This window comes from Dactylosporangium sp. CA-152071, assembly GCF_050936335.1.
GTDB lineage: Bacteria > Actinomycetota > Actinomycetes > Mycobacteriales > Micromonosporaceae > Dactylosporangium > Dactylosporangium maewongense.
Window position 1 is genome coordinate 7815633 of the sequence record NZ_JBNJMZ010000001.1, and the last position, 19037, is coordinate 7834669.

19 protein-coding genes are annotated in these 19037 nt (G+C 73.1%); 9 read left to right on the plus strand and 10 right to left on the minus strand.

Features of this window, described 5'->3' with window-relative positions; genetic code table 11:
- The first annotated feature begins 78 nt into the window (after positions 1 to 78).
- From ACQEVZ_RS35240 to ACQEVZ_RS35250, 3 genes are read left to right on the plus strand one after another with little or no spacing between them, the layout of a single operon-like run.
- Complete coding sequence (locus ACQEVZ_RS35240; protein WP_433374562.1) at positions 79 to 549, plus strand: RNA polymerase sigma factor; 471 nt, start codon at positions 79 to 81, stop codon at positions 547 to 549.
- Positions 542 to 1024 (plus strand): hypothetical protein, encoded by a 483-nt coding sequence (locus tag ACQEVZ_RS35245; RefSeq protein ID WP_433374565.1) that lies wholly within the window; start codon positions 542 to 544, stop codon positions 1022 to 1024. The genes ACQEVZ_RS35240 and ACQEVZ_RS35245 overlap by 8 nt, the downstream gene beginning before the upstream one ends.
- Positions 1025 to 1067: 43 nt before the next feature.
- A complete protein-coding gene (locus ACQEVZ_RS35250) occupies positions 1068 to 1511 on the plus strand; it encodes a pyridoxamine 5'-phosphate oxidase family protein (protein ID WP_433374568.1) in 444 nt (147 codons plus the stop codon).
- On the opposite strand, the gene ACQEVZ_RS35255 is transcribed toward ACQEVZ_RS35250, so the two are convergent.
- The 4 genes from ACQEVZ_RS35255 to ACQEVZ_RS35270 form a co-directional block, all read right to left on the minus strand.
- Positions 1495 to 2151 (minus strand): fascin domain-containing protein, encoded by a 657-nt coding sequence (locus tag ACQEVZ_RS35255; protein ID WP_433374571.1) that lies wholly within the window; start codon positions 2149 to 2151, stop codon positions 1495 to 1497. The genes ACQEVZ_RS35250 and ACQEVZ_RS35255 overlap by 17 nt on opposite strands.
- A 64-nt stretch (positions 2152 to 2215) precedes the next feature.
- A complete protein-coding gene (locus ACQEVZ_RS35260) occupies positions 2216 to 2995 on the minus strand; it encodes an inositol monophosphatase family protein (protein WP_344506211.1) in 780 nt (259 codons plus the stop codon).
- The gene (aroA, locus tag ACQEVZ_RS35265; RefSeq protein WP_433374575.1) at positions 2992 to 4272 is read right to left on the minus strand and encodes a 3-phosphoshikimate 1-carboxyvinyltransferase; all 1281 of its coding nucleotides are present in this window, start codon (positions 4270 to 4272) and stop codon (positions 2992 to 2994) included. The genes ACQEVZ_RS35260 and aroA overlap by 4 nt, the downstream gene beginning before the upstream one ends.
- Positions 4273 to 4323: 51 nt before the next feature.
- Positions 4324 to 4707: a hypothetical protein gene (locus ACQEVZ_RS35270; RefSeq protein WP_433374578.1), complete on the minus strand. Its 384-nt coding sequence runs from the start codon at positions 4705 to 4707 to the stop codon at positions 4324 to 4326.
- A gap of 365 nt (positions 4708 to 5072) precedes the next feature.
- On the opposite strand from ACQEVZ_RS35270, the gene ACQEVZ_RS35275 reads away from it, so the two are divergent.
- A complete protein-coding gene (locus ACQEVZ_RS35275) occupies positions 5073 to 5270 on the plus strand; it encodes a hypothetical protein (protein WP_344506214.1) in 198 nt (65 codons plus the stop codon).
- Here ACQEVZ_RS35275 and ACQEVZ_RS35280 read toward each other — a convergent pair.
- Positions 5267 to 7858, minus strand: a complete 2592-nt coding sequence (locus ACQEVZ_RS35280) for a hypothetical protein (protein WP_433374581.1) — start codon at positions 7856 to 7858, stop codon at positions 5267 to 5269. The genes ACQEVZ_RS35275 and ACQEVZ_RS35280 overlap by 4 nt on opposite strands.
- Here ACQEVZ_RS35280 and ACQEVZ_RS35285 point away from each other — a divergent pair.
- The 4 genes from ACQEVZ_RS35285 (at position 7812) to ACQEVZ_RS35300 (ending at position 12061) form a co-directional block, all read left to right on the plus strand.
- Complete coding sequence (locus tag ACQEVZ_RS35285; RefSeq protein WP_433374584.1) at positions 7812 to 8678, plus strand: hypothetical protein; 867 nt, start codon at positions 7812 to 7814, stop codon at positions 8676 to 8678. The genes ACQEVZ_RS35280 and ACQEVZ_RS35285 overlap by 47 nt on opposite strands.
- Positions 8679 to 8772: 94 nt before the next feature.
- A complete protein-coding gene (locus tag ACQEVZ_RS35290) occupies positions 8773 to 10185 on the plus strand; it encodes an RNB domain-containing ribonuclease (protein ID WP_433374587.1) in 1413 nt (470 codons plus the stop codon).
- Positions 10182 to 10874: an NADPH-dependent F420 reductase gene (npdG, locus tag ACQEVZ_RS35295; protein ID WP_354891426.1), complete on the plus strand. Its 693-nt coding sequence runs from the start codon at positions 10182 to 10184 to the stop codon at positions 10872 to 10874. The genes ACQEVZ_RS35290 and npdG overlap by 4 nt, the downstream gene beginning before the upstream one ends.
- Positions 10871 to 12061 (plus strand): cytochrome P450, encoded by a 1191-nt coding sequence (locus ACQEVZ_RS35300; protein WP_433374591.1) that lies wholly within the window; start codon positions 10871 to 10873, stop codon positions 12059 to 12061. The genes npdG and ACQEVZ_RS35300 overlap by 4 nt, the downstream gene beginning before the upstream one ends.
- Before the next feature lie 129 nt (positions 12062 to 12190).
- On the opposite strand, the gene panB is transcribed toward ACQEVZ_RS35300, so the two are convergent.
- Positions 12191 to 13021, minus strand: a complete 831-nt coding sequence (gene panB / locus ACQEVZ_RS35305; RefSeq protein ID WP_344506220.1) for a 3-methyl-2-oxobutanoate hydroxymethyltransferase — start codon at positions 13019 to 13021, stop codon at positions 12191 to 12193.
- A 208-nt stretch (positions 13022 to 13229) separates the two neighbouring features.
- Positions 13230 to 14954 carry an NAD+ synthase gene (locus ACQEVZ_RS35310; protein ID WP_433374595.1) on the minus strand — a complete coding sequence of 575 codons (1725 nt, stop codon included), beginning with the start codon at positions 14952 to 14954 and terminating at the stop codon, positions 13230 to 13232.
- Positions 14955 to 15105: 151 nt separating this feature from the next.
- On the opposite strand from ACQEVZ_RS35310, the gene glnA reads away from it, so the two are divergent.
- Positions 15106 to 16458 carry a type I glutamate--ammonia ligase gene (glnA, locus tag ACQEVZ_RS35315; protein WP_344506222.1) on the plus strand — a complete coding sequence of 451 codons (1353 nt, stop codon included), beginning with the start codon at positions 15106 to 15108 and terminating at the stop codon, positions 16456 to 16458.
- Between the two features lie 120 nt (positions 16459 to 16578).
- Here glnA and ACQEVZ_RS35320 read toward each other — a convergent pair whose 3' ends face one another.
- The 3 genes from ACQEVZ_RS35320 to ACQEVZ_RS35330 all read right to left on the minus strand — a co-directional run bounded on the left by ACQEVZ_RS35320 (position 16579) and on the right by ACQEVZ_RS35330 (position 19025).
- The gene (locus tag ACQEVZ_RS35320) at positions 16579 to 17385 is read right to left on the minus strand and encodes a ferredoxin reductase (protein ID WP_433374599.1); all 807 of its coding nucleotides are present in this window, start codon (positions 17383 to 17385) and stop codon (positions 16579 to 16581) included.
- 26 nt (positions 17386 to 17411) lie between these two features.
- Positions 17412 to 18011, minus strand: coding sequence for a sulfite oxidase-like oxidoreductase (locus ACQEVZ_RS35325; RefSeq protein WP_360569040.1), 600 nt, complete (start codon positions 18009 to 18011; stop codon positions 17412 to 17414).
- A gap of 114 nt (positions 18012 to 18125) precedes the next feature.
- The gene (locus ACQEVZ_RS35330; protein ID WP_433374602.1) at positions 18126 to 19025 is read right to left on the minus strand and encodes a S66 peptidase family protein; all 900 of its coding nucleotides are present in this window, start codon (positions 19023 to 19025) and stop codon (positions 18126 to 18128) included.
- Positions 19026 to 19037: the final 12 nt, after the last annotated feature.

Here is a 19037-nt window from a genome sequence, read left to right on the forward strand (position 1 = left end):
AATTGTCGGTCGGGGGTGGAACCGGGGCGGGGGTTCGGGGGTGACAGGAGTATGGGCAGGTCCACCAGTAGCGATGCGGTGTCTGATTTGTACGCGGCCAGCTACGCGAGGCTCGTCGGTGTGGTGGCGCTGGTCGCCGGGGGGAGGGCGGAGGCCGAGGAGTGCGTGCAGGAGGCGTTCGTGCGGCTGCTCGGGCGGTGGGAGCACGTGTCCCGGCTCGAGTCGCCGGAGGTGTGGGTGCGGACGGTGGCGATCAGGCTGGTGGCCAACCGGCGGCGGAACGCGCGGAGTGCCCTGCGGGCGTTGCTGCGGCACGGGCCGCCGGTGGACGCGTCGCCGCCGAGTGGGGACCGGGTGGATCTCACGGCGGCGCTGCGGCGGTTGCCGGTCGGGCAGCGGCAGGTGGTCGTCATGCATCACCTGCTCGGGTACGGCGTGGAGCAGACCGCCGAGCTGCTGGACGTCGCGCCCGGGACGGTGAAGTCGCGGTTGAGCCGGGCCCGGAGCGCGCTCGCGGGGCTGCTGAGAGAGGAGGCGTCGAATGTCTGAGCTCGGGGATCTGCTGGCGGCCGAGGCGAAGCGGCACGAGCCGGGGCAGGCGCCGGCGTTCGACGAGGTGGTGCGGAAGCGGCGGAACCGGGACCGGCGGCACCTCGCCGTCGTGGGGGCGGTCGTGGCGGTGGCGCTGGGAGCGACCGCCGGGCCCACGCTGTGGGGGCAGAAGCAGCAGCCGGCCGGCGCGGCCCGAGCGGTCGTCACCGGGACGCTCCTGATGGTCGGCGGGCCGATGCCAGGGTATTCGCGCGGCACCGCCGGGACGGTGTGGTTCGACGCTGCCGACGGCACGACCACGAGCACCACCTCGGCGGCCGACGGGCGGTTCAGCATCAGGTTGACGCCGGGGCGGTACGTCGCGACCGGAGCGCCCGTGAACAGCGGCGCTCCATGGTGTCGCGCCGACGAGCCCGTGGTCGTCCCGCCGGAAGGGCTGCACGACGTGCGGGTGCTGTGTCAGATGCGCTGAGGCGCCCCGGATACTGAGGGGACCGGGACCAGGGGGAGTGGCGATGACAGCACAGGCGGCACGGAGCACCGAGCAGCGCGTGGCGGACACGGTACGGCGGCTGGAGGAGGACGTCGACGCGTGGGTGGCGACGGCGTCGGCGGACGGGGAGCCGTGCATGGTGCCGCTGTCGTTCCTGTGGGACGGGGCGACCCTGCTGTTCTCGACGGCCGTCAACAACCCGACGGCGCGCAACCTGGCGGCCAACGGCCGGGCCCGCGTCGGTGTGGGGCCGACGCGGGACGTGGTCCTCATCGAGTGTGCCGTGCAGACCGTGCCGGCCGGCGACCTGACGGACGGCACGAAGGACGCGTTCGCCGAGAAGACGGGGTTCCGGCCGGGGAAGGGCTACGTGTACTTCCGGATGACGCCGCTGTGGATCCAGGCCTGGCGCGAGGCCAACGAGCTGGCCGGCCGGGACCTGCCGGCGCTCACGCCACCGAGGTGAACGCCAGCATCTCCCACGGGCCCGCGCTCGCGCCGTTGGCGCGCAACATGTTGGCGGAGCTGCCGGTCATGTCGACGCGGACGCTGACCCAGCCCTTCGTGGACTGGTTGCGCAGGTAGTAGACGCCGGCGTCGGACCAGACCTCGAAGACCTCCCAGACGCCCGGCCACTCGCCCCGCCCGCGCATCATGCCGCGGAGGTTGCCGCTGTACCCGTATTCGGCGGTCACGAGGTAGCCGGAGCTGGCCTGGATGTAGATGGTGTCGGTCCGGCCGTTGTAGGCGCAGAGGCGGAAGTGCTCCCACGTGCCCAGCGCGCCGGCCGTGGAGCGGGCCCGCAGCATGTTGTGGCTGCTGCCGGTGTACCCCTGCTCCTCCGAGACGTAACGCGCCGCGCGGTAGCTGTAGATGTAGAACCGCTGGCAGATCGAGGCGCCCGGGATGCCGACCGGCCCGAGGGCGTTCGCCTGCGCCTCACCGCCGCCGAGGTCCAGCGACGTGCGCGTCAACCCCTTCGTGGCGGGATCGTCCTCGGCGGCCGTGGGGGACGCGCCAGGGCTGGGCGCGGCGTGCGCGGACGCCGGGACCAGCAACGCGAGCAGGACAACGACAGCGGACAGCAACCCCCGGGCACGGCGCACAGCGACTCCAAGCGTGATGTAGTACGACCCCGCCGGACATGCTGGACGAATGCATCGATGAGTGTCAAGGCCCGTCGAAAAGCTTCAGGGTTGCGGCGTGCAAAGTGGCGCTCCGTGCGAAAACCGACGGGCCGGGACCGGGTTCCGGCCGGCCGTCGAGGCCGCTGTACCGCCCACCGGCCTCCCGCACGATCAGCGACGTCGCCGCGAAGTCCCAGATCTGCCCCCGGGTCTGCACGCACAGGTCGAGCCGCCCGTCGGCGACGAGCAGCGCCGCGTGCACCGGCCACGGCTCCTTGCGCGCCACGGCGGTCAGCGGCTCCAGCATCGCCCGCTCGGGCCGGAAGACGTAGTCGTCGGGGATGACGCCGAGCGTCGCACCCTCGGGCGTCTCGGCGCCGTCGGCGGCCACCCGCAGCCGCCGCGCGTCGTCGCCGCCGATGCCGCCCTGGAACGAGCCGCCGCCTCGCGAGGCCCACCAGATGGTGCCCTGCGCCGGTACAGCGGCGACACCCGCGACGATCTCGCCGTCCTCCTCCAGAGCGACGAGCACGAGCCAGCGGTCGTCGCCGGCGACGAACATCGCGGTGCCGTCGATCGGGTCGATGATCCAGCGCCGGCCGCCGGTGCCGGTGAGCCCGCCCTCCTCGCCGAGGATCGCGTCGCCGGGGCGCTCCTCGGCCAGCACGGCCCGGATCGCGGCCTCGACGGCGCGGTCGGCCTCGGTGACGACGCTGCCGTCGGCCTTGATCTCCTTCGGCAGCCCGGCGAGGGCGGCGAAGTAGCGCATGCCGACCTCGGCCCCGGCGAGCGCGGCCCGCCGGGCGAGGAGGAGGTCGCTCACAGGCGCGCCAGGTCGATGAAGTACGTCGGGTACGTCTTCGACACGCAGCGCGGGTCGCGGATCTCGATGCCGGGCACGCGCAGGCCGAGCAGCGCCAGGCTCATCGCCATCCGGTGGTCGTCGTACGTGTGGAAGGCCGTCGGCGCGGGCGTCCCCGGGTTGACCGTGAAGCCGTCCTCGTCCTCGACCGCGTCGATGCCGGCGCGGCGCAGCTCGGTGACGATCGCGGCGATCCGGTCGGTCTCCTTCTTGCGGATGAAGCCGATGCCGCGCACGCGCGTGGGGGAGTCGGCGAACACCGCGACCGCCGCCAGGGTCTGCGCGGTGTCGGAGATGTCGGCCATGTCGACGTCGATGCCGTGCAGCGTGCCGGTGCCCGTGACGGTGACCCGGTCGGCGGTCCGCTCGACCCGCGCGCCCATCTGCTCCAGCAGGTCCGCGAAGCGCACGTCGCCCTGCAGGCTGCTGGTGCCGAGCCCCTCGACGGTGACCCGGCCGCCGGTGATCGCGGCGGCGGCGAGCACGTAGGACGCGGCGCTCGCGTCGGGCTCGATCGCGTAGTCCGTCGCCCGGTACGCGCCCGGGCGCACGTGCAGGCCGTCGACGGTGACCCCGAACGCGGCCATGACGGCGGTGGTCGCCTCGACGTAGGGCACGGAGACCAGCGGCGAGGTGAGCTCCACCGACAGGCCGTCGGACATCAGCGGCCCGGCCATCAGCAGCCCGGACAGGAACTGGCTCGACAGGTGGCCCGGCACCGCGACCTTCCCGCCGGCGACCGGCCCGGTCACCGCGATCGGCAGGAGCCCGGGCCCGGCCTCGGACAGGTCCTCCACCGTCGCGCCGAGCTCGCGCAGCGCGTCGGTCAGCGGCCCGAACGGCCGTGCCCGCAGCTGCGGCGCGCCGTCCACGACGCTGCGCGCCGGGCGCAGCGCCGCCGCCGGCACCACGAACCTGCCGGTGGTGCCCGACTGGCGGGCGTCGATGCTCGCCGGCGTGGTCTGCGTGCGCGGGTCGACGCCGTCGACGACGACGGTGTGCGCGGCCTCGTCGACGGTCAGCGTCGCGCCGAGCGCCTGCACGGCGCCGAGCATCGCGTGCGTGTCGTCGGCGAACAGCACCCCCGTCAGCGTGCTGCGTCCCGGAGCGAGCGCCGCGCAGATCAGCGCCCGGTTGGTGATGCTCTTGGAGCCCGGCGGCCGCAGCGACACGTCGGGCGGCGCGGTCAGCGGCGTGATGGCAAGGACGTCCGGCAGGTCATCGGCATGGAGGCTCACCCCTCAATTGTCCCGCAGCCCGCCGCCGCCCCGCGGGGCAACCCCACCCCGCTAGCGTTTGCGCATCTCGTACGAGCCGTCGCCGGCCGGGTCCAGCGGCACCGTGTCGCCGAGCGTTCCGGCGGCGTCGGCGGAGACGCGCAGCCGCCCGGGCCCGGCGAGGTCGGCGAGGCGGGTCGCGGCGGCCACCACGGGCCCGGTCAGTCGCTCTTCGCCCTGCGGTGTTCCGCCGACGTGCAGGCCGAACCGGACCATCGTCATGGCGCGCGGCCGCAGGTAGCCGGCGACGTCCCGTACGGCTGCCGCAGCGTCGTCGTAGAGCACGAGGGCGTGCCCGTCGGCGGCGAGTGCGGGACGCCCGCCCGTCAGGGACTTCACGACGTCGCCCGGGGCGGCCGAGCCGCCGATCGCGAGGACCGCTGCGTTCAGGTTCACGGCACCGAGTATCGGGGCCCCGCAGCCCCGCGTCCACCGTGGACTGTTCGCCTCCTAACGATGGTGGGAGGATCGCCCGTCCGACTCGAATCTCGCTCCACCGAACGGCTCACCCTCGGGTGATCGTGACCACAGGCATCCGTGCTCATCGGTGCCTGCCGCGAGCCGTCCGCCGCCGCCGGCCCATTCACGGAATCGTTGACTCACAAGGATTTCCGGCCACCCGATGGGTGGTTCGCGACGACTTCCGGACCTTCTGCGGGCGTCCGCTCCCGGAGTCGGGCGGTTGCGTCTACTGTGGAATCCCAACCAGCTATTTGCCGGTTTCGGTGGCGCGTGTTTCATTTGCGGTGCACAGTGATGTCATGAGCAGCAGCGGTGCTGAGCGGTACTACTGGTGCCTTTCCCACCATCGGGTCGAGTCCGAGGCAGACATGTGCGCCGGAAGGGATCGACTCGGCCCCTATGATTCGGCGTCAGAAGCGCAGCGGGCGTTGGAAACAGTCCAGCAACGCAACGAGGCGTGGGATGCCGAAGACGAACGGTGGGAAGGCAAGCGCTAGCAACACGTCGGAGCCGAAGGCGACCGCGAACCGCCCCGGCATACGACTCCGGTCCGACCCGTCTCCATCCGCACAACCCAACCGCGAACATCCCGCAGGATGCGGGAGAACTCCTCCAGGAGGACCACGATGGCCGCAGCTAAGAAGGCCACCACGAGATCGGCCGCAACGAGCGCGGCCACGACAACTCCAGCAGCGGACGCTGCACTGACCGCGACCCCCGCCAGGGCCGCGAAGACCGTCGCCGCCGCCGCTCCCCGCCGGCGCGCGACCAGCTCGACGGTGGCCCAGCCCACCGCCACCACCCCGGCAGCCACGTCCGAGGCTTCCACGACGGCGGCTCCCGCCGCCGCGTCCCCGTCTTCGTCGTCGCCGAGGTCCACGAGGGCGGCGCGCCCCGCCGCCAAGCGGGCCACCGCGACGAAGACGACCCCGGCCGCTTCCAAGGCTACCGCCACCGGCACCGCCACCACGGCCACTGCCGCGAAGTCCCCGTCCACCAAGTCGGCGACGGCGGCCACCCCGGCGGCGAAGTCGACGGGCGCCTCCGCGGCGAAGACCCCGGCGGCGAGGTCGGCGGCGGCGAAGTCGGCCACCCCGGCGGCCAAGGCAACGGGCGCCTCCGCGGCGAAGGCTCCGGCGGCGAAGTCGACGGGCGCCTCCGCGGCGAAGACCCCCGCTGCGAAGGCCGCGGGCACCACGACCGCGAAGACCCCGGCGGCCAAGACGACGGGCGCCTCCGCGGCGAAGGCTCCGGCGGCGAAGTCCACGACCGGCCGGGCCACGACGAGGTCGGCGACCCCTGCCGCGAAGGCAGCCGCGGCCAAGTCCGCGACCCCCGCCGCGAAGTCCACGGCCGCCAAGGCCACGACGGCGAAGGCCACCCCCGCCGCGAAGTCGACGGCGGCCAAGGCCACCACCGCGAAGGCCACCCCCGCCGCCAAGTCCACGGCAGCTAAGGCGACCACGGCGAAGGCGACTCCGGCAGCGAAGTCGACGGCAGCCAAGGCCACCACCGCGAAGGCGACTCCGGCAGCGAAGTCGACGGCGGCGAAGGCGGCCACGGCGAAGGCCACCCCTGCCGCGAAGTCGACGGCAGCCAAGGCCACCACCGCGAAGGCGACTCCGGCAGCGAAGTCGACGGCGGCGAAGGCGGCCACGGCGAAGGCGACTCCGGCAGCGAAGTCGACGGCGGCGAAGGCGACGACGGCCAAGGCGACTCCGGCAGCGAAGTCGACGGCGGCGAAGGCGACGACGGCCAAGGCGACTCCGGCGGCGAAGGCCACCACTGCCAAGACGGCAGCGGCGAAGGCGACGGCGGCGAAGGCGACCCCGGCCAAGTCCACGGCGGCGAAGTCCGCGGCGGCGAAGGCGGCTCCGGCGAAGACCGCCGCTGCGGCCAAGTCGGCCCCCGCCCCCGCCAAGGCAGCCGTGAAGTCCGCGGCGGCGAAGGCGGCCCCCGCGAAGACCGCGAAGGCGACGACCGCGAAGGCGGCTCCGGCGAAGGCTCCGGCCAAGTCGGCTGCCAAGGCGACCGCTGCCAAGTCCACGGCGGCCAAGGCCACGGCGGCGAAGAGCACGGCGAAGGCGGCTCCGGCGAAGGCGGGTGCGGCCAAGGCGACGCCCGCGGCCACGAAGGCCACGGCGAGCAAGGCCACCACCGCGAAGGCGACCGCTGCCAAGGCGACCGCCGCGAAGTCGACGGCCGCCAAGTCCACGGCGAAGGCGGCCCCCGCGAAGGCCACGACCGCCAAGGCGACGACCGCGAAGGCGGCTCCGGCCAAGTCGGCTGCCAAGGCGACCGCTGCCAAGACCACGGCGGCGAAGGCGGCCCCCGCGAAGACCGCGAAGGCCACCACCGCCAAGGCCACCACCGCGAAGGCGACGACCGCCAAGGCGGCTCCGGCGAAGGCTCCGGCCAAGTCGGCTGCCAAGGCGACCGCAGCCAAGTCCACGGCGGCCAAGGCCACCGCGGCGAAGGCGGCTCCGGCTAAGGCGGGTGCGGCCAAGGCGACGCCCGCGGCCACGAAGGCCACCACCGCCAAGGCCACCGCCGCGAAGGCGACCGCTGCCAAGACGACCGCCGCGAAGTCGACGGCGGCCAAGGCGGCGCCGAGCAAGGCCACGGCCAAGGCGGCCCCGGCCAAGACGGCGAAGGCCACGGCGGCGAAGGCAGCCCCGGCCAAGACGGCGAAGGCGACGACGGCGAAGGCGGCCCCGGCGAAGGCCGCCACGGCCAAGGCGGCGCCCGCGGCAGCCACGAAGGCGACCGCGAGCAAGGCCACCGCCGCGAAGACGACCGCTGCCAAGGCCACCGCCGCCAAGTCGACGGCTGCGAAGGCGACCGCTGCCAAGGCGGCGCCGAGCAAGGCCACGGCGAAGGCGGCTCCGGCCAAGACGGCGGCGGCCCCGGCGAAGGCTGCTGCCAAGGCGACCACCGTCAAGTCGACGGCTGCCAAGGCGACCACCGCCAAGGCGACCCCGGCCACGAAGACCGCCCCGGCAAAGGCCGCCAAGTCGACGGCTGCGAAGTCGACGGCTGTGAAGTCGACGGCTGCGAAGTCGACGGCCGCCAAGGCGACCGGCACCAAGGCGACCCCGGCGAAGGCGGCCGCGGCCACGGGCACGGCCGCCGCCGCGGAGACGGCGACGCCCGCCACCGCCACCGCCACGGCCCCCACGGCCAAGGCCACCGCGAAGTCGACCGCTGCCAAGGCGGCGCCGAGCAAGGCCACGGCGAAGGCGGCCCCGGCCAAGACGGCGAAGGCGGCCAAGGCAGCCCCGGCGAAGACCGCCAAGGCCGCCCCGGCCAGGGCGGCGAAGTCGGCCGCGGCCAAGGCCACCCCGGCTCCGGCCGAGACCGCACCGGCGGCGACCGAGACCGCGTCGGCAGCGACCGAGGCGACCCCGGCGGCGACCGAGACGGCGGCCCCGGCCGCGACCGAGGCGCCGGCGACCGAGGCGACCCCGGCGGCGACCGAGTCGGCGGCGGCGCCGGCCGCGGCCAAGGCGGCCCCCGCGAAGGCCGCCAGGGCCACCAGGGCCACCAGGGCCACCAAGGCCACGCCGAGCAAGGCCACGGCCAGCAAGGCCACGCCGAGCAAGGCCGCCAAGGCCGCGCCGAGCAAGGCGGCCAGGTCCACGGCGGCGAAGAAGGCGGCCTCGGAGGCTTCCGACACGCCGGCTCCGGCCGCCAGCGCGCCGGCCCCCGCGGAGGCGGCGACCCCGCCGGCCGTCGTGTCCGAGGGTGGGCTCGACGCGGGCAGCATCGGTGACGTCGAGGGTGCCCCGGTGGCGCCCGCCGGTGGTGCCGCCACCGAGGCGATCCCCGGCCGCGAGAACGGCAACAACGTCGAAGAGGCCGCGAGCATGACGCCCGAGGACTGGGCGAGCCTCGCCCGCCCGTAACGGCGGACAGCGACAACCACACGGCAGCGCCACGGTCCGGAACGAGGGACCGTGGCGCTGCCGTGCGACGGGGTGCCGGTGGTAAGACTGTGCGGTGGCCTTACGACGTATCCGAGCCGCCCGCATCGACTTCTCCGGGCTGCGCCGAGAGCTCGACCTGCCCACCGGCTTCCCCGACGCCGCCGATCGGGAGGCGGAAGCCGCCGCCAAGGACCCGCACGACGACCGCGAGGACCGCACGGCGCTCGAGTTCGTGACGATCGACCCGCCGACGTCCAAGGACCTCGACCAGGCACTGCTCCTGCAGCGGCGCGACGGCGGCTACCGGGTGTATTACGCCATCGCCGACGTCGCCGCGTTCACCGGCAACGCGCCCGCGATCGAGCAGGAGAGCTGGCGGCGGGGGCAGACGGTGTACCTGCCGGACGGCAAGGTCCCGCTGCACCCTGCGGTGCTCAGCGAGGGTGCCGCCAGCCTGCTGCCGGACCAGGACCGGCCCGCCGTGCTGTGGACGATCGACATCGACCAGAGCGGCACCACCACGGCGGTCGACGTGCGCAGGGCGACGGTCCGCAGCCGGGCGAAGCTGAGCTACGAGCAGGTCCAGCGCGACGTCGACGCCGGCCGGGCCCACGCGTCGATCAGTCTCCTGCCGGAGATCGGCCGGCTCCTCACCGGCAAGGGGCTGGAGCGCGGCGCGATCAACCTGCCGATGCCCGAGCAGGAGATCGAGCCCGACGGCGACGGCTGGCGGCTCGCCATCCGCGGGCCGGTGCCGGTCGAGGAGTACAACGCGCAGATCTCGCTGCTGACGGGCATGGCCGCCGCGCAGATCATGCTCGAGCACGGCATCGGGCTGCTGCGCACGATGCCGCCGCCGGAGGAGGAGGCGGTGCGCAGGCTGCGGCTGGCGGCGAAGGCGCTGCGGCTCGACTGGCCCGAGGGGAAGGGCCCGGGCGAGGTCATCGCGGCGCTCGACCCGATGGACCCGCGGGCGGCGGCGCTCATCGACCAGGCCGCCGAGATGATGCGCGGCGCCGGCTACACCCCGTTCGACGGCGCGCGGCCGGAGCAGCCGCTGCACGGTGCCGTCGCCGCCCCGTACGCCCACGTCACCGCGCCGCTGCGGCGCCTCGCCGACCGGTACGTCACCGAGGTCTGCCTGGCCCTGCACAACGGCGCCGAGGTGCCGGGGTGGGCGCGGGAGGCGCTGCCGCGGCTGCCGGAGGTCATGAGCCGCACCGACCGGGTCGCCAACGCCGCCGAGCGGGGCGCGATCGACCTGGTCGAGGCCGTCCTGCTGGAGCACCGCATCGGTGAGGAGTTCGACGCGGCGGTGCTGGACGTCGAGAAGCACCGGGCGGACATCGCCCTCGACGAGCCGGCGGTCCGGGCCCGCTGCGAGGGCGACGGGCTGCCGCTGGGGGAGCGGATCCGGGTAATCCTCACAGCTGCGGACCCCGCCAGCCGCAAGGTGCTCTTCAGCACGGTAAGACTTGAGTCATGACCTACGACCAGATCGAACTGCCCGACGTCTCGGCGTTGCGGGTCGGCATCATCGGCGGCACCGGCCCGCAGGGGCGCGGTCTCGCGTACCGGTTCGCCAGGGCGGGCCTGCGGGTCGTCCTCGGGTCGCGTTCCACGGAGCGCGGGGCGCAGGCCGCCGAGGACCTCAACGCGCTGCCGGGCGTCCAGCAGCCGGCGGAGGGCGGCGACAACGCCTTCGCCTGCCAGGCCGACGTCGTGGTCATCGCGGTGCCGTGGGAGGGCCACGCGGCGACGGTCGCGGAGCTGGCGCCGCACCTGACCGGCGGCAAGATCGTGGTCGACTGCGTCAACCCGCTCGGGTTCGACAAGCAGGGGCCGTTCTCGCTGCCGGTGGCCGAGGGCAGTGCCGCCGAGCAGGCCGCGACGCTGCTGCCGGAGGCGCGGGTGTGCGCCGCGTTCCACCACGTCAGCGCCGCGCTGCTGACCGACCCGGAGATCGAGAAGATCGACCTGGACGTGCTCGTCCTCGGCGACGACCGCGACGCGGCGCTGCAGGTGCAGGCCATCGCCGGGAAGGTCGACGGCATGCGGGGCGTGTTCGCGGGCCGGCTGCGCAACGCGGGGCAGGTCGAGGCGCTCACGGCCAACCTGATCGCGATCAACAAGCGGTACAAGGTCCACGCCGGCGTGCGGGTGACGGACCTGTGAGCGCCTTCGACCCGTGGTCGCCGGCGTTCGTCGCGCACCCCTACGACGGGTACCGGCGGCTGCGGGAACAGGACCCGGTCAGCTGGTTCGAGCCGAGCGGCCAGTTCCTCGTGTCGCGGCACGAGGACGTCAACGCGCTGCTGCGGGACCGGCGGCTCGGCCGCACCTACCTGCACGTGGCCACGCACGAGGAGATGGGGCGCACGCCCCCGCCGCCGCAGGACGAGCCGTTCTGGACGCTCAACAACAACGGCATGCTCGACCGCGAGCCGCCCGACCACACCCGGCTGCGGCGGCTCGTGTCGCAGGCGTTCACGCCGCGGCGGGTCGAGGCGCTGCGCCCCGTGGTCCAGCGGCTCGCCGACGGCCTCGTCGACGCGTTCGTCGCCAAGGGCGGCGGCGACCTGATCGCGGAGGTCGCCGAGCCGCTCCCGGTGACCGTCATCGCCGAGCTGCTCGGCATCCCCGAGCCGGATCGGCACCTGCTGCGCCCCTGGTCGGCGGCGATCTGCGGGATGTACGAGCTGAATCCGCCACGGGAGACGGCGGCCGCGGCGGTCCGCGCCTCGGAGGAGTTCTCCGACTACCTGCGCGGCCTGGCCCGGCACCGCGCCGGCGACCCGCAGGACGACCTGATCAGCGCCCTCACCGCGGTCGAAGGCCTCAGCGAGGACGAGCTCATCGGCACCTGCGTGCTGCTGCTCAACGCCGGGCACGAGGCGACCGTCAACGTGACGGGCAACGGCTGGTGGGCCCTGTTCCGCAACCCGGATCAGCTGCGGAAACTCCGGGCGGATCCGGCGCTGCTACCGACGGCGATCGAAGAGCTGATGCGCTACGACACGCCGCTGCAGATGTTCGAGCGGTGGGTGCTCGAGGACATCGAGGTGCGCGGGCACACCATCCGCAAGGGCCAGGAGGTGGCGCTGCTGTTCGGCTCGGCGAACCACGACCCCGCCGTGTTCACCGACCCGGAGCGCCTGGACATCGAGCGCCGCGACAACCCGCACATCTCCTTCGGCGCCGGCATCCACTACTGCCTCGGCGCGCCGCTCGCGCGGATCGAGCTCGCCGCGTCGTTCGGCGCGCTGCTGGCGAAGGCCCCCGGCCTGCGGCTGGACCGGGAGCCGCAGTGGAAGCCCGGATTCGTGATCAGAGGCCTGGAGAAGCTCGAGGTCTCCCTGTAGGGCAGCCCGACCAGCCGGCGCAGATGTCACAGGGGCTGCGCCGGCCGGGCTCGCGTCCCGAGCGCTGAGCGGTTCGCCGTTTCCGCCGGTGTACGACCGGCGCCCACACCTTCTAGCTAGGACGGCCAGCTAGAAGGTGTGCTCCTGGGCCGGGAACACCCCGGAGCGCACCTCGTCGGCGAACGCCCGGGTCGCGTCGCCGAGCACGCCGGCCAGGTCCGCGTACTGCTTGACGAACCGCGGCATCCGCCCGGTCCGCATCCCGGCCATGTCCTGCCAGACGAGGACCTGCGCGTCGGTGTCCCCTCCGGCGCCGATCCCGACCGTGGGGATCCGCAGCTCGTGGGTGATCCGCTTGGCGACCTCGCCCGGCACCATCTCCAGGACCACCGCGAACGCGCCGGCCTCCGCGACCGCGTGCGCGTCCGCGACCACCTCGTCGGCGGCGTCCCCGCGGCCCTGCACCCGGTAGCCGCCGATGGTGTGCTCGCTCTGCGGCGTGAACCCGATGTGCGCCATCACCGGGATCCCGGCCCCGGTCAGCGCGGCGATCTGCGGCGCGACCCGCACGCCGCCCTCCAGCTTGACGGCGTGACAGCCGCCTTCCTTCATGAACCGCACCGCGGTCCGCAGCGCCTGCGCCGGCCCTTCCTCGTACGAGCCGAACGGCAGGTCCCCGACGACCAGCGCCCGCCGCGTGGACCGGACCACGGCCCTGACCAGGGGCAGCAGCTCGTCCTCGGTGACCGACACCGTCGAGGCGTAGCCGTACACGTTGTTCGCGGCCGAGTCACCGACCAGCAGGACCGGGATGCCGGCCTCGTCGAAGATGCCCGCCGTGTACTGGTCGTACGACGTCAGCATCGGCCACCGCTCCCCGCGCTCCTTGGCGGCGAGCAGGTCCCTGGTGCGCACCCGGCGGTTGACGGCACCGCCGTACAGCGACTGAACCTCGGACATCACTGTCCTCCTTCGGGTTCCTCGAGGCCCCGTCGTGGGGTCCCCGGGCCTTACACCCCCGATGGTCGCACCGCACCCCACCTTCCGGCAGTACGGATGCTGAATCTCACTGTGCACCCGCCGCACCGCGGGCGCGACGGATCCCCGGCGCGGATTCCCACCCGCACCGTTGACCTGCCCTGTCCCGTGGTGAGCGGAAACAGGAGCGTCAGGAGGGGGTCTCGCGGAAGCGGTTGGTGATGGGGAGGCGGCGGTCGCGGCCGAAGGCCTTGATGGAGATCTTCGTGCCGGGGGCGCTCTGGCGTCGCTTGTACTCGGCGAGGTCGACCATGCGCAGGGTGCGGTCGACCACGGCGGGGTCGTGGCCGGCGGCGATCAGGTCGTCGCGGCCGAGGTCGCCGTCGACGTACCCGGCGAGGATGGCGTCGAGGACCTCGTAGTCGGGGAGCGAGTCGCTGTCGAGCTGGCCGGGGCGCAGCTCGGCGCTCGGCGGCTTCGAGATGGAGCGCTCGGGGATCGGCGGCACGTCGCCGCGCCGCTCGGCCTCCTCGTTGCGCCAGCGGGCGAGCTTCCACACCAGCGTCTTCGGCACGTCCTTCAGCGGGTTGAACGCGCCGACGGAGTCGCCGTACAAGGTGGAATAGCCGACCGCGAGCTCGCTCTTGTTGCCGGTGGTGAGGACGAGTGGGCCCTCCTGGTTGGAGATGGCCATCATGATGACGCCGCGGACGCGGGCCTGCAGGTTCTCCACAGCGAGGCCGGACAGCGCCATGTTGGCCAGGAAGCCGTCGACCATCGGCTGGATCGGCTCGACGCGGTAGTCCAGGCCGGTGCGGCGGGCCATGTCCTCGGCGTCGTCCTTGGAATGCTGCGAGGAGTGGCCGCTCGGCAGCGACACCGCGGTGACGTTGGCCGGGCCGAGGGCGTCGCAGGCGATGGCGGTGACGACGGCGGAGTCGATGCCGCCGGACAGGGCTACCGCGACCCCGCGGAAGCCGTTCTTGCGCACGTAGTCCCGCAGGCCGACGACGAGCGCCTGCCAGACCTCGGCCTCGTCGGTGACGCGGGCGGCGATCTCCGGGGCGGGCGCCGGCTGGTCGGCGGCCACCACGCTGTCGGAGATGAGGACGTTGACGACCCGCATCTCGGCGTCCTCGACGACGGGCGGGACCGGCTCCGCGGCCGGCAGGTCCAGGTCGAGCACCATGAGCTGCTCGGCGAACTGCTGCGCCCGGGCGATCAGCGACCCGTCGGGGCGCACGACCATCGAGTCGCCGTCGAAGACCAGCTCGTCCTGCGCGCCGACGGTGTTGACGTAGGCGATGGTCGCCCGCGCCTCCGCGGCCCGGCGGGCGACGAGCGCCAGGCGGGTGTCGTCCTTGTTCAGCTCGTACGGCGAGCCGTTGATGTTGACGACCAGGCCGACCTTCGCGGCCGCGGCGACCGCGAACGGGCCGCCCTCCTGCCACAGGTCCTCACAGATGGTGAGGGCGATGTCGACGCCGCCGACCCGGATGACGGTGAGGGTGTCGCCGGGCTCGAAGTAGCGGTCCTCGTCGAAGACGCCGTAGTTGGGCAGGTGGTGCTTGAAGTACGTGGCGACCTGCGTGCCGCGGTGCAGCACCGCGAGCGCGTTGCGCGGGCCGGCCTCGTCGGCGTCGAGGTAGCCGACGATGACGACGGTCTCGCCGAGGCCGTCGCCGGCGAGCTGGGCGGCGAGGTCGTCGACGGCCCGCTTGGAGGCGGCGACGAAGGACCGGCGGAACACGAGGTCCTCGACCGGATACCCGGTCAGCATCATCTCCGGGAACGCGACGACGTGCGCGCCCGCACCGGCCGCCTTGCTGGTCCAGCCGTGCACCAGGGACGAGTTGCCGGGCAGGTCCCCGACGGTCGGGTCGATCTGGGCGAGCGCGAGGCGCAACCGTGGCATGCCTCAAGTGTGGACCAACGCCGCACGGGGTGCTCCTGTGACGTTCACTCCAGTGCGGGGTGGGATGGGTAGGTCCGGTAACTTGGGCGTAACACGTCCGGGCGAGACTTGCCCGAATCAGCCGAATACCGCAGCTCGTGGGGGAACCACCGTGGACCGTCAGCAGGAGTTCGTGCTCCGGACGCTCGAAGAGCGCGACATCCGCTTCGTGCGCCTATGGTTCACCGACGTGCTCGGCACGCTGAAGAGCGTGTCGGTCGCGCCGGCCGAGCTGGAGTCGGCGTTCGAGGAGGGCATCGGCTTCGACGGCTCGGCGATCGAGGGCTTCGCCCGCGTGTACGAGTCGGACATGGTCGCGAAGCCGGACCCGACGACGTTCCAGGTGTTCCCGTTCGAGGGTGGCATGTCGGGGGAGAGCGCCCGCATGTTCTGCGACATCACCCTGCCCGACGGCTCGCCGTCGTGGGCCGACCCGCGCCACGTGCTGCGCCGGGCCCTGTCGCGGGCGGCGGAGAAGGGCTTCACCTTCTACACCCACCCCGAGATCGAGTTCTTCCTGCTGGAGTCGCTGGGTGAGCGCGGCTCGGTGCCGACCCCGGTCGACACCGGCGGCTACTTCGACCACACCACCCACGCCGTCGCCCGCGACTTCCGCCGCCAGGCGGTCCTCGCCCTGGAGCGGATCGGCATCTCGGTCGAGTTCAGCCACCACGAGGTCGCGCCCGGCCAGCAGGAGATCGATCTGCGGTATGCGGACGCGCTGACCACCGCCGACAACATCATGACCTTCCGGCACGTCATCAAGGAGGTCGCGCTCTCCCACGGGGTGCACGCCACCTTCATGCCGAAGCCGTTCACCGACCAGCCCGGCAGCGGCATGCACACGCACCTGTCCCTGTTCGAGGGCGAGCGCAACGCGTTCCACGACGCGAGCGACCCGATGAAGCTGTCGAAGGTCGGCCAGGCGTTCATCGCCGGCCTGCTGGTGCACGCGCGGGAGTACACCGCGATCACCAACCAGTGGGTCAACTCCTACAAGCGGCTCTTCCCGCAGTCGGTGCCGAACCGGATCACCGAGTCGCCCGCCTACGTCTGCTGGGGCCACACGAACCGGTCCGCCCTGGTCCGCGTCCCCGCCTACGGCAAGCCCAACTCGGCCCGCGTCGAGGTCCGCTCGCTGGACTCCGCCACGAACCCCTACCTCGCCTACGCCGTCATGCTCGGCGCCGGCATGCGCGGCATCGAGCAGGGCTACGAGCTGCCCCCGGGCGCCGAGGACGACGTGTGGGCCCTCACCGACGGCGAGCGCCGCGCCGCCGGCTACGAGTCGCTGCCGGAGAACCTGTCCCAGGCCGTCGACGCCATGGCCGGCTCGGAGCTGGTCGCCGAGGTCCTCGGCGAGCACGTCTTCGACTTCTTCCTGAAGAACAAGCGCACCGAGTGGGAAGAGTACCGCCGCGTCGTCACCCCGTTCGAGCGCGAGCGCTACCTCGGCATCATGTAGCTCCGCTGCCGAGGCGGGCCGGATCCTTCGTGAGCGGCCCGCATCGCCCGGACAGGCCGAGCCGCCGCCGGACGCCCCGGCGGTGGTCGGCCGGGGCCGGTGGATGCTGCCCGGGTGGCGTCAGCCGTAGCGTTCGGTCCGGATGCTCCTGGCGTCGTGGCCGAGGGCGACCATGACGTCGGCGGCGGTCTCCACGAAGCCGGTCGGGCCGCAGACGAAGACGGCGGGGGCGAAGTCGGCCGGCCAGGCGTGGGTGTTGACGTCGGCGACCCCGATCCGGGAGCCGCGCACCCTCGTGTAGATGAACTGCACGTCGAGACCGCGGTCGTCGCGGGCGCGCTCGCGCAGCTCGTCGGCGTAGATGACGTCCTGCGGGGTCCGCACCGAGTAGAGCAGCCGGAACGGGGTCCGCACGCCGTGCGCCGCGCGGGACCGGATCATCGCCATCAGCGGGACGATGCCGGAGCCGCCCGCGACCAGCTGGACCGGGGCGGGGTCGGTGTGTCGCCACACGAACCAGCCGCCGATCGGCCCGCGCAGCTCGATGGGCTGGCCGACGTCGTAGACGTCAGCGAGGAACGGGCTGACCTCACCGTCGTCGAGCCGCTGGACGGTGATCTCCACGACACCCGCCCCCAGCCCGTCGCCACCCGGCGCAGCGAGACCCGACGCGGCGGCACCCGACGCGGCAGGACCCGTCGCCGACGCGATCGAGTAGCTGCGCTGCGCCGTGTAACCGTCCTCGGCCGTCAACCGCAGGTCGACATGCTGCCCCGGCAGGTGCCCCGGCCATTCCGGCACGTCGAAGACCAGGGTCCGCGCCGAAGACGTCTCCCAGCGCGCCTCCAGAAGCGTCGCCTTACGCCAGGTCAGTCGCCCTCCGCTGCGCTCCGGCCGCCTGACCTCCGGACTGTGCCCATGCTGCACGGCTCCTCCGCTCCGCTCCGGACCGTTCAGTCTCCCTGGTACCGCTGCTCGCGCCATGGGTCTCCGTAGTCGTGGTAGCCGGCCGCCTCCCAGAAGCCCGGCTCGTCCTCCAGCATCAGCCGCAGGCCGTGCACCCACTTCGCGGACTTCCAGAAGTACAGGTGCGGGACCAGCAGCCGCGCGGGGCCGCCGTGCTCGGGGGTGAGCGGCTCGTCGTCGTAGCGGTAGGCCACCCACGCCTGGCCGTCGAGGAGGTCCTCCAGGGGGAGGTTGGTGGTGTAGCCGTCGTAGGAGTGTGCCATCACGAAGTCGGCGGCCGACTCGACGTCCTGCATGAGCGTGTCGATCGCGACACCCCGCCAGCCGGTCTGCAGCTTCGACCACTTCGTGACGCAGTGGATGTCGACGGTGACGTCCTCGTGCGGCAGCGCGGTGAACTCCGCCCACGTCCAGGTCGTCCGCGCCCCGGTCTCGGTGGTGATGACGAACTCCCACCGGTCCGTGCTCAGCTTCGGCGTCGGCCCGGCGGACAGCACGGGAAAGTCATGGGCGAGATACTGCCCCGGCGGCAGGTCAGGCTCCTGCGAACGCCGCCTGCCACCGAACCCCGTCGTCACGAAACTCATGCCGCCGGCTCGCTTCGCTCCCCGACGACATGAGCGCCAAGTTCACCCTGCAACATGATTCGTTCGCGAAGCTCACTCATGCCGCAATCCTGCCCCAGCAACACCCCCACGCCATCAGTCAAAAGACTGGTCGGCGCGTGACGTGAGGCAGCCCACGGTCGTGTCCAGCTCGGCCCGGGCGCCCAGGACCACCGTCTCCTGACCGACCCCGTGCCCGATCCGCAGCCCGCCCAGCACGGGCACCCCCAGACCACCGAGGCACGAGCGCAGCACGTCCACGACCGTCGGCCCCGCGCCCACGCAGTCCGTGAACTGCCCCACAGCCACCCCGGCGACGCCCTCGAACGCGCCCGCCCGCCGCAGGTGCGTGAGCATCCGGTCCACCCGGTACGGCGCCTCGCCCACGTCCTCCAGCACCATGATCGCCCCGGCGAACGACGGCATGTCGACGGTGCCGGCCGTGCTGGCCAGCATCGAGAGGTTCCCGCCCAGCAGCACCCCGCTGACCGCCGGCCCGGGCACCGTCACCGCACTCGTCTCCTCGTCGTCGCCCATGTACGACCGCAGCGGCCCCGACGTGAACAGCGCGGCCCGCAACGACTCCGCCGAGGAGGCCGGCAGACGGTCGTCGAACCACGCGCCGCCCGGCCCGTGCACGCTCGCCCAGCCGGTCCGCCGCCACACCGCGAGCTGCAACGCGGTGATGTCGGAGAACCCGACCAGATGCTTCGGCGACGCCAGCCGCAGCCCGTCGACGATGCGTTGTGCGCCGTAGCCGCCTCTCGTACACACGACGGCGCGGATCTCGGGATCCTCGAACGCCTCGTTGAGGTCGCTGAGCCGGTCGTCGTCGTGCCCGGCCAGGTAGCCGCTGCGGTCGAACACGTGCCGGCCCGCACGGACCTCGAGCCCCCAGCCCGACAGCAGCTCGATGCCGCGGGCCACCCGGTCCGGCCTGGTCGGGCCCGACGGTGACACCAGTCCGACCACGTCTCCGCGCCGCAGCGTTCGCACGCCGTTATTGTC

Coding starts and splice junctions, on each gene's coding strand:
- ACQEVZ_RS35275 (WP_344506214.1), top strand. CDS start 5,073: ATGAGCAGCAGCGGTGCTGAGCGGTACTACTGGTGCCTTTCCCACCAT.
- ACQEVZ_RS35310 (WP_433374595.1), bottom strand. CDS start 14,954: ATGCCACGGTTGCGCCTCGCGCTCGCCCAGATCGACCCGACCGTCGGG.
- npdG (WP_354891426.1), top strand. CDS start 10,182: ATGACCTACGACCAGATCGAACTGCCCGACGTCTCGGCGTTGCGGGTC.
- ACQEVZ_RS35325 (WP_360569040.1), bottom strand. CDS start 18,011: ATGAGTTTCGTGACGACGGGGTTCGGTGGCAGGCGGCGTTCGCAGGAG.
- panB (WP_344506220.1), bottom strand. CDS start 13,021: ATGTCCGAGGTTCAGTCGCTGTACGGCGGTGCCGTCAACCGCCGGGTG.
- ACQEVZ_RS35250 (WP_433374568.1), top strand. CDS start 1,068: ATGACAGCACAGGCGGCACGGAGCACCGAGCAGCGCGTGGCGGACACG.
- ACQEVZ_RS35245 (WP_433374565.1), top strand. CDS start 542: ATGTCTGAGCTCGGGGATCTGCTGGCGGCCGAGGCGAAGCGGCACGAG.